The 14,173-nt window shown below is 61.7% G+C and carries 10 protein-coding genes; 2 read left to right on the top strand and 8 right to left on the bottom strand.

What is annotated here, in order from left to right:
• The first annotated feature begins 81 nt into the window (after positions 1-81).
• Entirely contained in the window at positions 82-1,929 is a 1,848-nt protein-coding gene (locus R6254_RS05075; protein WP_318404918.1) for an AMP-dependent synthetase/ligase, read from the top strand.
• Positions 1,930-1,952: 23 nt separating this feature from the next.
• Here the strand turns inward: R6254_RS05075 and R6254_RS05080 are convergent, their stop codons facing one another.
• Genes R6254_RS05080 through R6254_RS05090 form a run of 3 tightly spaced genes read right to left on the bottom strand, consistent with a single transcriptional unit; the run spans position 1,953 to position 6,761 of the window.
• Positions 1,953-3,515, bottom strand: a complete 1,563-nt coding sequence (locus R6254_RS05080) for a SpoVR family protein (protein WP_318404919.1) — start codon at positions 3,513-3,515, stop codon at positions 1,953-1,955.
• Complete coding sequence (locus R6254_RS05085; RefSeq protein ID WP_318404920.1) at positions 3,512-4,786, bottom strand: YeaH/YhbH family protein; 1,275 nt, start codon at positions 4,784-4,786, stop codon at positions 3,512-3,514. Before R6254_RS05085 ends, R6254_RS05080 begins: the two co-directional genes overlap by 4 nt.
• Before the next feature lie 52 nt (positions 4,787-4,838).
• The gene (locus R6254_RS05090) at positions 4,839-6,761 is read right to left on the bottom strand and encodes a PrkA family serine protein kinase (protein ID WP_318404922.1); all 1,923 of its coding nucleotides are present in this window, start codon (positions 6,759-6,761) and stop codon (positions 4,839-4,841) included.
• Positions 6,762-7,497: 736 nt separating this feature from the next.
• On the opposite strand from R6254_RS05090, the gene R6254_RS05095 reads away from it, so the two are divergent.
• On the top strand, positions 7,498-8,283 hold the full coding sequence (locus R6254_RS05095) for an IclR family transcriptional regulator (RefSeq protein WP_318404924.1): 786 nt from the start codon (positions 7,498-7,500) through the stop codon (positions 8,281-8,283).
• Positions 8,284-8,307: 24 nt separating this feature from the next.
• Here R6254_RS05095 and R6254_RS05100 read toward each other — a convergent pair whose 3' ends face one another.
• The 5 genes from R6254_RS05100 to R6254_RS05120 form a co-directional block, all read right to left on the bottom strand.
• Positions 8,308-9,474, bottom strand: a complete 1,167-nt coding sequence (locus tag R6254_RS05100) for an MFS transporter (protein WP_318404926.1) — start codon at positions 9,472-9,474, stop codon at positions 8,308-8,310.
• A gap of 128 nt (positions 9,475-9,602) precedes the next feature.
• The gene (locus R6254_RS05105; protein WP_318404928.1) at positions 9,603-10,589 is read right to left on the bottom strand and encodes a Bug family tripartite tricarboxylate transporter substrate binding protein; all 987 of its coding nucleotides are present in this window, start codon (positions 10,587-10,589) and stop codon (positions 9,603-9,605) included.
• Positions 10,586-12,289 carry a thiamine pyrophosphate-dependent enzyme gene (locus R6254_RS05110; RefSeq protein WP_318404929.1) on the bottom strand — a complete coding sequence of 568 codons (1,704 nt, stop codon included), beginning with the start codon at positions 12,287-12,289 and terminating at the stop codon, positions 10,586-10,588. The genes R6254_RS05105 and R6254_RS05110 overlap by 4 nt, the downstream gene beginning before the upstream one ends.
• Positions 12,286-12,468: a DUF2783 domain-containing protein gene (locus tag R6254_RS05115; RefSeq protein WP_318404930.1), complete on the bottom strand. Its 183-nt coding sequence runs from the start codon at positions 12,466-12,468 to the stop codon at positions 12,286-12,288. The genes R6254_RS05110 and R6254_RS05115 overlap by 4 nt, the downstream gene beginning before the upstream one ends.
• Positions 12,461-14,167, bottom strand: coding sequence for an FAD-dependent monooxygenase (locus R6254_RS05120; protein ID WP_318404931.1), 1,707 nt, complete (start codon positions 14,165-14,167; stop codon positions 12,461-12,463). The genes R6254_RS05115 and R6254_RS05120 overlap by 8 nt, the downstream gene beginning before the upstream one ends.
• Between the last annotated feature and the right edge of the window lie 6 nt (positions 14,168-14,173).

Consider the following 14,173-nt stretch of genomic DNA (forward strand, 5'->3'; position numbering starts at 1 on the left):
CCTTCAACACGCCATCCCCGATGGCAGCTAGCAGCACAGGACATCCCGTGCCGCCGCGACCCTTTCTGAACGGTTGAATTCATGACTCCCGCTATCGCCACCATCAACGACGTGCAGACGCTGCCCCAACTGCTGGCTTTTCGCGCCAGGCTCAGCCCGCAGGGTGAGGCTTACCGCAGCTTCGACAACAGCAGCGGGCAATGGCTCAGCCTGAACTGGGCCGACACCCTGGCGCGTGTCACCCGCTGGAGCCGCGCCCTCGCCGCCAGCGGCCTGCCGAACGCCGCACGTGTGGCCATCCTGCTGCCCAACGGGCTGGAGGCCATGAGCATGGACCAGGCGGCGCTGGCCACCGGTTGTGTGCCCGTGCCTTTACACGCCATCGATAACCCCGGCAGCATTGCCTACATCGTGGCCGACTGCGAAGCTTCGTTGCTGATCCTGGATCACGCCGCGCTGTGGGAAAAGATTTGCGCCGTGGGCCAACCCTTTCCGGACCTGAAAACCGTCGTTGTGGTGAATGGCGACCTTTCCCCACCGGCTACCGATACCGGTGATGCGGTCACCGTGCTGAGTCTGGCCGACTGGCTGGCGCTGGGCCGTGACAACACCCCGCTGCCGGCGCCACCTGAACCGCACGACCTGGCCGCCATCGTCTACACCTCGGGCACCACCGGCAAACCCAAAGGGGTGATGCTGACCCACCGCAACGTGGTCGCCAATGTGCAAGCGGTGATGGCGCGCGTGCTGCCCACCACGGAAGACGTCTTCCTGTCCTTTTTGCCGCTGTCGCACACTTTTGAACGCACGGCCGGTTATTACCTGGCCATCGCCGCCGGCAGTTGTGTGGCGTATGCGCGCTCGGTCGCCCAGCTCGGTGAAGACCTGAAAAGTGTGCGACCCACGGTGCTGATCTCGGTGCCGCGTATTTACGAACGGGTGTACGCCAAGTTGCAGGAAAAGCTCTCGCCTTCGCCCCTGAAGATGCGGCTATTCGCGGCAGCGCAAACCGTCGGCTGGCGGCGCTTTTGCGCGGCGCAAGGCCTGCCGATGCCCGACAGGGCAACGGAAAGCGCGGCCGCGCCCTGGACCGTTCTGCCCTGGGCGCTGCTGGAATACCTGGTGGCGAAACCGCTGCTGGCGCAATTGGGCGGCCGGGTGCGTGTGGCGGTCAGTGGCGGCGCGCCACTGTCACCGGCCATTGCCCAGTGTTTTCTCGGCCTGGGCCTGCCGCTGCTGCAGGGTTATGGCTTGACCGAAACCTCGCCGGTGGTGGCCGCCAACGGCCTGGACGACAACGATCCCGCCACTGTGGGCCGGGCCTTGTCCGGCATCGAGGTGCGCATAGGCGACAAGCGGGAATTGCAGGTGCGCGGCCCGTCCGTCATGAAAGGCTACTGGAAGCGGCCGGAAGACAGCGCACGTATTCTCTCGGCCGACGGCTGGCTGGCCACCGGCGACCAAGCCGAGATCACCCACGGGCGCCTACGCATCCTGGGGCGTATCAAGGAAATCATCGTCACCTCCACCGGTGAAAAAGTGCCGCCCGGCGACCTGGAGCTGGCGATCACCGCCGACCCGTTGTTCGAGCAGGCTTTCGTGGTTGGTGAAAACCGTCCCTTTATAGCCTGTGTGGCGGTGTTGCAGCGTGATGAATGGAAGCGGCTGGCGCAGGCACTAACACTGGACCCGCAGGACCCGGCCAGCCTGCACCAGCCGGCGGCCGAAAGGGCCGCGCTGGCGCGTATCGAGAAGCAAATGGGAAGCTTCGCGCGTTATGCGGTGCCACGCGCCGTTTGCCTGACCTTGACACCCTGGACCCTAGAAAACAGCTTCATGACACCCACGCTCAAGCTCAAACGCAACAACCTCATGGCGCATTTCGAGCCACAGATTGATGCGATGTACCAGAAACCATCCTCTCGTTGAGCCGCTGAGCCAAGCCTGACGCCTCAGAGGTGCGGCGGCTCCGCCTCCCAGTGCCTGAGTATTTTTCCGTGTTTGTCCACACTCTCGAGCTGGACACGGAATCCCCACAGGCGCGCCACATGTTTCATGACTTCCTGCACGTCATCGGTGAGCGGCCTGTCGTTGTGGCGGGTATGGCGCAAGGTCAGAGAACGGTCACCGCGCACATCCACATTCCAGACCTGGATGTTGGGCTCGCGGTAACTCAGGTCAAACTGCCGCGACAAGGCCTCGCGCACATGGCGGTAACCCGCTTCATCGTGGATGGCAGCCACTTCGAGTTCCAGCTCGGTCGCATCGTCCAGCACCGAGAAAAGGCGAAACTCGCGCATCAGGTGGGGTGAGAGGTATTGCCCGATAAAACTCTCGTCCCGGTAGTCGCGCATGACAGCATGCAGGGTCTTGAGCCACTCCGAGCCGGCGATGTCGGGAAACCATAACCGGTCTTCTTCGGTAGGTGTCATGCAGATACGCTTGAGGTCGCTGAACATGGCGAAACCCAGGGCGTAGGGATTGATGCCGCTGTAGGCCGGGTGTGTGACCGGCGGCTGATAAATGACGTTGGTGTGGGAGCGCAGACATTCGATCATGAAGCCGTCGGTCAACAAACCCTCGTCGTACAGGGTGTTGAGCAAGGTGTAATGCCAGAAGGTGGCCCAGCCCTCGTTCATGACCTGGGTCTGCCGCTGCGGATAAAAATACTGCGCGACCTTGCGCACAATACGCACCACTTCGCGCTGCCAGGGCTCCAGCAGGGGCGCATTTTTTTCGATGAAGTACAGAATATTTTCCTGCGGTTCAGGCGGAAAGCGGCGGCCGACTTTTTCAGCCTCTTTTTCGGCGGACTTGGGCACGGTGCGCCACAGGTCGTTGAGTTGCTGTTGCAGATAGGCTTCACGGTCCTTGCGGCGCGCTTCCTCCTCGGCCAGCGACAGTTTTTGCGAGCGCCGGTAACGGTCCACGCCATGGTTCATCAAGGCGTGGCAGGAGTCCAGCAATTGCTCGACTGCATCCCAGCCGTGGTGCTCCTCGCACTCCGCGATATAGGCTCGCGCATACACCAGGTAATCGATGATGGAGCTGGCATCGGTCCACATGCGGAACAGGTAATTGCCCTTGAAAAAGGAGTTGTGGCCGTAACAGGCATGCGCCATCACCAGCGCCTGCATGGGCATGGTGTTTTCTTCCATCAGGTAGGCAATGCAAGGATCGGAGTTGATCACGATTTCGTAAGCCAGACCCATCTGCCCGCGCCTGTAACTTTTTTCGGTGGCGATGAATTGTTTGCCGAAAGACCAGTGCCGGTAGTTCACCGGCATGCCTACCGCCGCATAAGCGTCAATCATCTGCTCGGCCGTGATGACTTCCAGTTGGACCGGGTAGGTGTCCAGGCCAAAAGCCCGGGCCGTGCGCGCGATTTCAGCATGGTAGGTTTCAATCAGCTCGAAGGACCAGTCCGACGGGCTGGGCAGGCGCGCGCGCCTGCCGGCCACACCGGGCAAGCCGGGTGCAGGGACAGGCGCGTGCTTGCGGGATTCCCGGGTCATGTTGTGCTGGTGCCTTTCTTGAACAAGTCTCGAAACACCGGGTAAATCTCCGAGGCTTCGCTGATTTTGCGCATGGCAAAGTTGCTATTGGTGGCCAGGACCTCGGTGTACTCCTGCCAGAGGTTCTGGTCTTCATCCCCCACCTGCACATAAGCGAAGTAGCGGGAAAGCGGCAGCAGCTTGCCCGTCAGCAATTCCCGGCACTTGGACGAGTCCTGGTGCCAGTTGTCGCCGTCGGAGGCCTGGGCACCGTAAATATTCCACTCGCCCGGCGGGTAACGCGCCTGGATGATCTGGTGCATCAGCGTCAAGGCGCTGGACACCACGGTGCCACCGGTCTCGGCCGAGTGGAAAAATTCATCTTCGGAGACTTCGGCCGCCTGCGTATGGTGGCGGATAAAAATCACGTCGGTCCGTTCGTAATGCCGCTGCAAAAACAAATACAGCAGGATAAAAAAGCGCTTGGCGATGTCCTTGCGCGCCTCGTCCATGGAACCCGACACATCCATCAGGCAAAACATCGCCGCCTTGGCGGTCGGTAAAGGCACCCGAACCCGGTTGCGGTAGCGCAGGTCGAAGGGATCAAAAAACGGAATCCGCCTGAGCCGGCGACGCAGGGCGTCGATCTGCTCTTGCAGCGCCGCCACTTCACCGGACAGGCCGGGGCCGAAACGCAAAATCACGGCCAGTTGCGCCTCCAGTTCGCGTAGCTTGCGTCTGGCTTCTCCACTCAGGGCAATACGCCGGCTCAGCGCCACCCGCATGGAGCGCACCACATGCAGGTTGGTCGGTGTGCCATCCGTGACAAAACCGGCACGCCGGGAGGTCCATTCGGGCGCATTCGGCAAGAGCTGGGTACGCACCAGGTGCGGCAAGGCCAGATCGTCAAAAAAATATTGCATGAACTCTTCGCGCGTGATGCGAAACACAAAATCATCTTCGCCGGTCCCGTCCTGACTCGCACCCTGACCCGCCCCGCCCGCGCCACCGCCTTGCGGGCGGGTTATGCGATCGCCGCGTATGTATTCCTGGTTACCGGGATGGACGGTTTCGCGGGTGCCGCCGTCGCCGTGGCCAAACACCGGCTCGGACACATCGCGCCGCGGCAAGGTGATGTCCTCGCCCTGCTCGATGTCATGGATGCTGCGGCCGGCCACGGCGCGGCGAACGGCCTCCCGGATCTGCCCGCGGAAGCGGCGCAAAAAACGCTCCCGGTTGCCGATGGACTTGTTCTTGCCCGAGAGACGCCGATCAATGACTTGCTGCAGCATGGTGATCCCCGGTCGGCTACAAATGACACGTTGGCGCTACATGCCTTGAAGTTCAGGAACTCTTGCGAACCCGCAAGTACCAGTCGCACAACAAGCGCACCTGCCGCGTGGTGTAACCCTTGGAGACCATGCGGTTGACGAAGTCCTCGTGTTTCTGCTGCTCGTCCGCGCTGGCCTTGGCATTGAAGGAGATCACCGGCAGCAGGTCTTCGGTGTTGGAGAACATCTTCTTCTCGATCACGGTGCGCAGTTTTTCGTAACTGGTCCAGGTCGGATTTTTACCCGCGTTGTTGGCCCGCGCACGCAACACGAAGTTGACGATCTCGTTGCGGAAGTCTTTCGGGTTGCTGATGCCGGCAGGTTTTTCAATTTTCTCCAGTTCGGCATTCAGAGACGAACGGTCGAAAATTTCGCCAGTATCGGTGTCCCGGTATTCCTGGTCCTGAATCCAGAAGTCGGCATAAGTGACATAACGGTCGAAAATATTCTGGCCATATTCCGAATACGACTCCAGATAGGCGGTCTGGATTTCCTTGCCGATGAACTCGGCATAACGCGCGGCCAGTGTTTCCTTGATAAAGGCCAGGTATTTCTGCTCGGTTTCCGGCGGGAACTGCTCGCGTTCAATCTGTTTTTCCAGAACATACATCAGGTGCACCGGGTTGGCGGCGATTTCGGTCGAATCGAAATTGAACACCTTGGACAAAATCTTGAAGGCAAACCGTGTCGAGATGCCACTCATGCCTTCGTCCACGCCCGCGTAGTCACGGTACTCCTGGTAACTCTTGGCTTTCGGATCGGTGTCCTTGAGGTTCTCGCCGTCGTACACCTGCAGCTTGCTGAACATGCTGGAGTTCTCCGGCTCTTTCAGCCGCGTGAGTACCGCAAACTGCGCCATCATCTTCAGGGTGCCGGGCGCACAGACCGCGTTCAGCAGCGAGGAGTTGCGAACCAGCTTTTCATAAATCTTGACCTCTTCCGACACCCGCAGGCAATACGGCACCTTGACGATGTAAATACGGTCCAGGAAAGCTTCGTTGTTGCGGTTGTTTTTGAAAGCTTTCCACTCGCTTTCGTTGGAGTGCGCCATCACGATGCCATCGAAAGGAATCGCACCAAAACCTTCGGTGCCCTTGTAGTTGCCTTCCTGCGTGGCAGTCAGCAGCGGATGCAAGACCTTGATGGGCGCCTTGAACATCTCGACAAACTCCAGCAAACCCTGGTTCGCCAGGCACAAGCCGCCGGAGTAGCTGTAGGCATCCGGATCATCCTGGGCGTAAGTCTCCAGCTTGCGGATATCGATCTTGCCCACCAGCGAAGAAATGTCCTGGTTGTTTTCGTCGCCGGGTTCGGTTTTGGAGATGGCGCATTGCTTCAGGATAGAAGGGAAACGCTTGATCACGCGGAACTGGCGCACGTCACCGCCGTATTCGTCCAACCGCTTGACCGCCCACGGTGACATGACCCGCTGCAGGTAACGCGGCGCAATCCCGTACTGGGATTCGAGCACGGGTACGTCTTCGGCATTGTTAAACAGGCTGAGCGGCGACTCGTTGACGGGTGATCCCTTGAGCGCGTAAAAAGGCACTTTTTCCATCAGCTGTTTGAGCCGCTCAGCGATGGAGGACTTGCCGCCGCCCACAGGCCCGAGCAGGTAGAGGATTTGTTTTTTCTCTTCCAGGCCTTGCGCCGCATGGCGGAAGTAGGACACCACCTGCTCAATCGGATCTTCGAGTCCGTAAAAATCACGGAAGGCCGGGTAAATCTTGATAATCTTGTTGCCAAAGAGCCGCGACAGTCGTTGATCATGCCGGGTGTCGACCATTTCAGGCTCACCCACGGCCGCGAGGATTCGCTCGGCCGCCGTCGCGTAGACAAGGCGATCTTTTTTGCAGGCTTCGAGGTACTCCTCGATGGACAGCTCTTCTTCCCGCGTTTGTTCATAACGCGCCAGAAAATTGCGAACGACATTCATAGGGCCTCCTATGTACGCTGCAACTGAAGCATCACCGACCCATGGACCAAACCTGCTTCAGCTTACCGCGCGACGACTCGACTGTTAGCTCTGATTGTTGTGCCTGATAGATAGCAGGGTCAGGGGAAAAGTTCCAGCATCTCAGACTACAGCGTACAACGTTATGACTTGCTCTGCTGTGAAAAAAATCCGGTTCACACTTTTTTATAGCGCCAAAAACAACAAGGCGTATGGCCACTTGAAACCTGCAAGCGCCAAGCCCGAAGTGGCATAAAAAGCACGCCCTCCAGGAAACACCTGCGCACGCCGAAATCGTGATACGCTCCACTTTTCATAGCTACTTACGCCCGTCCTATTTGGGCTGGCGGCCTTTTTTCCATAAATTTTTGCGCAAAAGCGAATCCCACCGCTTGCACCGGCAATCACATCACCAGCCGGTGTGCCTCGTGCCCCCACACGCCATCCTACGACTGCCGCTGACAAATATGCGGAGGTCTGGCAACTCGGACTTGAAGCGACACACCAGTTCATAAAGTCATAACGCCGCGGCGGCTGTTCGCGACGACCTTCAGATACAAACTTTTGAGCCAGGTTTTACGGGCGTGCATGCGGAAACCCTTGCACCCGTGCGACACACCGGAACGAGGAATTGAAAGAGCCACCCCAACTTGTCCATAAAATGGAACGTTGATTTATGAAACCCCGACCCCAACCCCGGCCATTCACCGAGTAATGCATGACAGACAACACCCAGACCCAGCCCAAAGATGAAGTCAGCGCCCTGGCCCGGGGCCTTGCTGTCTTGCGCGTGGTCTCGCAGGCTGACAGGCCTTTGAGCAACCGCGAGTTAGCCGAAGCCACAGGCATCCCGAAAGCCACGATCTCGCGGCTGGCGGCCACGCTGGTCGGCGCAGGTTTTTTGCGGCAGCTGGCCGACAGCGAACGCTTCAGCCTGAGCGCCGCGCTGCTGGAACTCAGCAATGCCTACCTGCGCAACTTCGACCTGCGCAGCCACGCGCGGCAACATCTGACAGAGCTGGCCGAGCAGGCCGGCGCCGCGGTGCACCTGGGTGTACGCGACGGCCTGGACATCGTGCTGATTGACCACATCCGCCCGCGTTCCGCCGTCATCCTGTCCAACCTGGACGTGGGCTCGCGCATGGCGATTGCCACCTCGGCCTCGGGCCGGGCCTACCTGGCCTCGGTCGATGAACCGGAACGGCAGGCTTTGCTGGAAGGCATACGCGCGGCCAGCGGCAGCAACTGGCGTACCGTGAAGACGCGTTTGGACGCAGCACTGCTGGAGCACGCGCGGCTGGGTTACTGCACGTCTTTTGGTGAGTGGCACAACGACATCAACGCGCTGGGCCTGGCGCTGCGCGGCCCGCGCGGCGAGTTGTATGCCGTGAGTTGTGGCGGCCCCGCTTACCTGCTACCCAAGAAACTGCTGCTTGAAAAGATCGCGCCCAAACTACTGAAGACGGCCAAACTGATTTCCGAAGAAGCCGGCACCAGCCACTGAGCCAGTCAAACCGCCAGCCGCCGCTCAGGTGGCGGGCACCAACACACGCCGCACCACCACCTGGCCCAGCAGCACAAAACCGGCGCTCAGCAGCAGCAAGGCCCCGGTCAGCCCCAGGCTGTGCATCAGGGCGCCGAAAAACAGCGGCCCGATGCCCTGCCCCGCAAACAAGCCGCAGGCAAACAGCGCCACCGCCGATCCCCGTGCGGAAGGTGCCAGTTCGGTCACCTGAGTCTGCAGCGAGTTGTGGATCATGTAAAAACTGAAGCCCGCAACCAGCATGGTCAGCGCATCCACCCACCAGAAGGAGGACAGCGTGAGCCCGGCGTAACAAGCAGCCGCCACCACCGAACCGATCAAACACATGCGGCTCACACCCAGCCACCCAATCAAGCGGCGGACCAGGATGGCATACAGCAGGCCCCCGATACCGAAAGCGCCCAGGATGAGCCCCGCCCGACCCGATACCGAGGCGGTAGCCACCGTCGTGTGATCCAGCAGCAAAGCGCCGACGTAAGGGAAAAAGCTGAAAAACAGCGTTCCTTCGGCCAGAGCACAGGCGTACAGCCAGATCGCCCGCGGGTTCTGGAACACCCGGCCATACAGTGCGCCAAAGGACAAGGCGGCGCCCTTCGGGTCGGCCGCCAAACTGGCCTCGGGCTTGGCCTGCCACAAAAAAACGGCCCCCACTGCGCCCAACACCGCCGCAATAACCAGCGCACTGTGCCAGCCAAAGGCCTCGTTGGCCAGGCCGGAAACCACAGAACCCAGCATCTGGCCCGCGATGATCGCAAACAACATGCGGCCTATCATCACCTGGCGCTCCGCCATGCCGTATTTTTCAGCCAGCGAGGCAAGCACCAGCGGGATCAGACCGCCGGCAAAAATGCCCGCCACGATACGTGTGGCCACCAGCCAGGCGAAGGACGGCGCCAGCAGGCCCAGCACCAGCGCCAGCGTCAGCCCCGTGCAGCAGACTTGCATGCAGCGCAGTTTGCTGAAGCGGTCGCCCAGCGGCCCTAGGAACAACTGGGCGACGGCGTAAGGCAAGGCGTACGCCGTGTTCAGCATCGCGGCCATCTCGGGCGGCACCGCATAGTGGGCAGCCAGGGGCAACACAATGGGATCTATCACCCGCAGCGCAAAACCACTGGCGAAAACACAGACAGAAAAAACCAGGAACAGCGGCATGATCAACCAACAATCCGGCCACCCGCGGGGTGACACGTGAACGCCGGCCGAGAGGCATAACAACCTTCGACGCGGCAGGAAAAAAGAACGAGCCGCACCAGCGGCTCCAGCGTCAAGGCAGGTCCGGCTCAATCCATGCGGATGCCAAGCCGGCGGATCACGGCGCCCCACTTTTCCGAATCCTCGCGCATCATGCGGGCATGCTCAGCCGGGGTACTGGCCACCAAGGTAGAGCCACCACGGAGCAGCAACTCCGTCACCTCCGGTGAACGCACGGCTTTCATGAGTTCAACGTTGAGCGCATCCGCAATCTTCTTCGGTGTTCCGGCGGGTGCGAAAAACTGCTCCAGACCAGGCAGATCCAGGCCAGGCACGCCGGCTTCGGTGATGGTGGGTACATCCGGAATCGACGGCAGGCGCTCCTTGTCAGGCACACCCAGGATTTTCACCAACCCGGCCTTGGCATTGGTGATGGCCGTGGCCGGCCCGTCGAACACCAGCTGGATCTGGCCGCCCAGCAGGTCGCGCACGGCCTCGGTGCTGCCTTTGTAGGGCACATGGACAATGTCGATGCCCGCATTCGCTTTGAGCAGTTCACCGTTGATGTGGCCCGACGAGCCTATGCCGTAAGAGCCGTAATTCACCTTGCCGGGGTTGGCCTTGGCATAGGCCACCATCTCCTTCAGGGTGTTATAGGGTGCATTGGCCGTCGCGACCAGAATGGTGCGTGTGCGCGATGCGACGCCCAAAGGTGTCATGTCCTTGAAAACGTCGAAAGGCGGCTTGGCATACAGGTGCGGCAACTGACTGGTGGTCACCGTGATCGTGTACAGCAGTGTGTAGCCATCGGGCGGCGAACGCATCAGTTCCCGCACGGCAATCGCCGTCGAGGCGCCCGGTTTGTTTTCGACAATCACCGGCACACCCATCTGCTGGGACAGGCGGTTGGCAATGGCCCTGGCCTGGATGTCCGACGAGCCACCGGGCGACAGCGGCGTGATGATGCGAATCACCTTGCCTTTTTGCGGAAAACTGGCGTCCGGCGCCGCCAGCGCGGGCGAGAGCAAAATCGGCACGGCGCACAGAGCGCTCAACAACCGGCTGATGACCTTCATGGTGTGTCTCCTTTGACTTGTATCGGTATACCCAGGGGATTGGGCACCGCCGCTGCGGCGCCCCGGATCAAATGCCAGGGACTGGGCAAGGCCCCGGTCCTCGCTTCGATAAGTGCCGGCCGGCGTGCCGCGAGCGCGCTGGCCAGTGCGCCGGACAACTCGGCGGGATTGGACACGCGCGCGCCATCGACGCCAAAGGCTTTCGCGAGTTGCATGAAATCCGGGTTGGTCAACTCCGTGGCATAACTGCGCCCGAACTGGCGCTCCTGCAACAGACGGACATTGCCAAAAGCCTCATTGTTAAAGACCACCAGCACCACCGGCAACTGGTAGCGGCGCGCGGTCGCCAACTCCTGCAAGGTCCAGCCAAAACCGCCGTCGCCCGCAATCGCCACCACGGCGCGATCGGGATGCGCCGCGGCGACACCCAGCGCCGTGGCGTAGGCATAACCCAGGGTACCCTGGTAACCCGCGCTGATGAAGGTGCCCGGCTCGTACACCGGATAAGCCAGGTGGGCCGGGTAACCGACCTGTGTGAGGTCGCTGACCAGAAAGCCGTTGTCCGGGATGGTCTTGCGCAAGGCGCGCAGCCATTCACATTGCGGCGCAATGTCGGCCAGCTGTGTGGCGGTCCAGTCCCGCAGGGTCTGCACGTCCTGCGATTGATCGGTCGCCGGGCGGTGGCCCTCAAGCGCGGCAACCAGCGCCTCCAGCGCCGTGCGTGCGTCCGCGTGGATCGCCACGGTGGGCTCGCGTGGTGCGCCCAGGTCCTGCGCTTCGGCGTTCACCAGGATCAGGCGCGCATCGGCACGCAGGCGCAGCGGCATACCCTGCGGATCAATGAAGCGACTGCCCACCGCCAGCACCACGTCGGCATGCGGCAGTAAGGCACGCGAGGACAACCAGTTCAGCGCCAGCGGATGACGCGATGACAAGGCCCCGGTGCCGTTTTCCGTGACCAGCACCGGCGCCTGCAGACGCTCGGCCAAGCGGGCCAGCGCGGCCGATGCGCCGGCCGCAACAATGCCGCCACCGGCCACGATGACCGGCCTGCGTGCGCCGCGCAGCAAGGCCACGGCGCGTTCGATCAAGGCTTCGTCGCAGGTCCATGGCTCCGGTGCCTGGGTGGTATCGGCCAGCGCCACGGTTTCGGCACGCTGTAACACGTCTTGCGGGATTTCGATACCGACCGGCCGCGGCCGACCGCTGTAAAGCTGCTGCACGGCTTTGCGCACCACACCCGGCACCGCCGCCGGTGTTTGCGCCAGACCATGCCACTTCACCAGGCTTTTGAGAATGCCTGTCTGGTCCGGCAACTCGTGCAGCATGCCCAGACCACGTCCTATCTTGTCGGATGGAATCTGCGCGGTGAGAAACAACATCCGCGAGCTGCAGGCATAACCGGTCGCGAGACCCGACAACGCATTAAGCATGCCGGGGCCGGGCACCACCATGCTCACACCCACACGCCCGCTGGAGCGCGCATAACCATCCGCCATGTAGGAGGTGGCCTGCTCGTGCCGCGGCACGATGAAACGCAATTCCTTTTGCATGCCGGCCAGCGCGTCCACGGCCCAGTCAAGCTGCACACCCGGCACGCCGAAAATGTCGCGCACGCCTTCGCGGACCAGTTGCTGGGCCAGGGCCTCGCCACCGGTCATCTGTGATGACGGGTTGGTTGGCGTGGTGGGTTCTGTCATGGTGTGTTCTCTTCCAGCAATGCGGCGCCTATCGCCTGATGAATGAGGGTCGCATCGTCCACCTGTTTCATCAGCAGCAGGGTCAGGCGCGCCAGCACGGAAGGTGTCTGCGCCTCACCCGCGTCGGTCAGTGCGTAACACAGCCGGGTGTAGACATCGTCGAATTCCTGATCAGACATGGCAGACCTCCTCTTGCAGGCTGAGGGCCTGCTCAATGGCAGAAACAAGGGCCTGGGGGTCGGCGTCCAGCCAGCGAGCCATCACGTGGCCATCCGGACGCACCAGGTAGAGACTGCCCACCTGCGCGCCATACATGGACAACAATTGACCTTGCGCGTCCAGCGCGCCGCCGTTCGGTGGGGTTCCGCGCCGGGCGATCACCCGCACCTGGAAGGGCACGCGCGTCGCCAGATCACCACACGCCGCCGCCAGCGCGGCGGACAACTCCCCCGCTTCGCTGAAATACAACGCGCTGAAATGCGGCCCCAGCAAATCACTCAGGAAACCGGGCTGGCCGTTTATCTCCAGCGGGCACTCGCGCAAAATGTCGCCCGGCACCGGCCCGGCGCGGAAAGCCGCCGAGTCTTGTGGGCTGGCGTTCAGTGATGAGTCGAGCAGTGGAATCGCCGCATGCTGGCGCGGGTTCATCAGGCTGGTGATCCAGGGATGGCGCTCCGACAGCGACAACACGGCATCCCGCATGAGGCGGAACGGGGCCGACGGCGGCGCCATGAATTCCGCGCCTTTGGAGGCGAAACGATGGTTTTCCCGGGCCGCGTGCACACGCTCGCTGCTGTAACTTTCCAGCAAGCGGGGCGAGGCCAGGCCCTTGGCCACAAAGGCCAGCTTCCAGGCCAGGTTGTGGGCGTCGTCGATGGCGGAATTCATGCCGCGCACGCCAAAAATAGGCACCAGGTGCGCCGCATCGCCGGCAAACAGCACACGCTCATGCAGGTAGCTGTCCAACGTCAATGCGCTGGCGCGGTACAAACTCATCCAGACCGGCGCCCATTTGCGGTCAATGCCCATCATCTTGAGGTGCTGGTCCACCTGCGCAAACACCCGCTCGGGCTTCATCTCCTCGACCTCATCGTCGTCGTCATTGAGTTGGTAATCAAAACGCAGCATGTTGCCCGGCTTCTTGTACATCAGCAGCGTGCCGCCCGGCTTGGACGGCGGGTCGAACCAGCAGCGCCGACCGACCGGCAGGCCTTCGGTGTCGATGCGGATGTCGATGATCACGTAACGCCCCTCATGGCGCTTGCCCTGCATGCGCAGGCCCAGCAGGTCGCGCACGGTGCTGCGCCCGCCGTCGCAGGCCACCACCCAGTCGGCCTCCAGCGCGTAGCTGCCATCGGGCGTTTCCACCTCGAGGCGAGCGCCCTCGGCGTCTTGCTGCAAGGCTTTCAGTTGCGTTTTCCAGCGGATGTCGATCAGGCCGCCGAGTTGCTGCGCCCGGCCCACCATGCAATGTTCAATGTAATTTTGCAGGTGGCTGATCGCAGGCGGGTATTTCTGGTTCGCGTCATGCGGCATGTTGAACTGGAACACCTCCTTGTCGCGGTAATAGGTCCAGCCCGTGGTCCAGCCGTGGCCGGTGCGCATGACCTCGTCGATGACACCGAGCTGCTCCAGGATTTCCAGCGTGCGGCGTGTGAAGGCGCCGGCGCGGCTGCCGCTGCACACCGTGTCGTCGGCCTCCAGCACCACCACCGGAATGTTGTAGTTGGCCAGCCCGAGCGCCAGCGCCAGGCCGGTGGGTCCGCCGCCCGCAATCACCACACGATGCCGGACCGGATCGCAGCCCTGCCGCAGCGGCGACGGGATGCGCGCTTCGTGATGCTGATATTTGAAATATTCGTCGAAAGTAATTTCCATAAGTCC

The sequence above is a fragment of the Polaromonas potterensis genome (assembly GCF_033446725.1).
GTDB lineage: Bacteria > Pseudomonadota > Gammaproteobacteria > Burkholderiales > Burkholderiaceae_C > Polaromonas.

What these genes read in the sequence shown, in the direction of transcription:
- R6254_RS05075 (WP_318404918.1), top strand. Translation starts at nt 82, where the DNA reads ATGACTCCCGCTATCGCCACCATCAACGACGTGCAGACGCTGCCCCAA.
- R6254_RS05080 (WP_318404919.1), bottom strand. Translation starts at nt 3,515, where the DNA reads ATGACCCGGGAATCCCGCAAGCACGCGCCTGTCCCTGCACCCGGCTTG.
- R6254_RS05085 (WP_318404920.1), bottom strand. Translation starts at nt 4,786, where the DNA reads ATGCTGCAGCAAGTCATTGATCGGCGTCTCTCGGGCAAGAACAAGTCC.
- R6254_RS05090 (WP_318404922.1), bottom strand. Translation starts at nt 6,761, where the DNA reads ATGAATGTCGTTCGCAATTTTCTGGCGCGTTATGAACAAACGCGGGAA.
- R6254_RS05095 (WP_318404924.1), top strand. Translation starts at nt 7,498, where the DNA reads ATGACAGACAACACCCAGACCCAGCCCAAAGATGAAGTCAGCGCCCTG.
- R6254_RS05100 (WP_318404926.1), bottom strand. Translation starts at nt 9,474, where the DNA reads ATGCCGCTGTTCCTGGTTTTTTCTGTCTGTGTTTTCGCCAGTGGTTTT.
- R6254_RS05105 (WP_318404928.1), bottom strand. Translation starts at nt 10,589, where the DNA reads ATGAAGGTCATCAGCCGGTTGTTGAGCGCTCTGTGCGCCGTGCCGATT.
- R6254_RS05110 (WP_318404929.1), bottom strand. Translation starts at nt 12,289, where the DNA reads ATGACAGAACCCACCACGCCAACCAACCCGTCATCACAGATGACCGGT.
- R6254_RS05115 (WP_318404930.1), bottom strand. Translation starts at nt 12,468, where the DNA reads ATGTCTGATCAGGAATTCGACGATGTCTACACCCGGCTGTGTTACGCA.
- R6254_RS05120 (WP_318404931.1), bottom strand. Translation starts at nt 14,167, where the DNA reads ATGGAAATTACTTTCGACGAATATTTCAAATATCAGCATCACGAAGCG.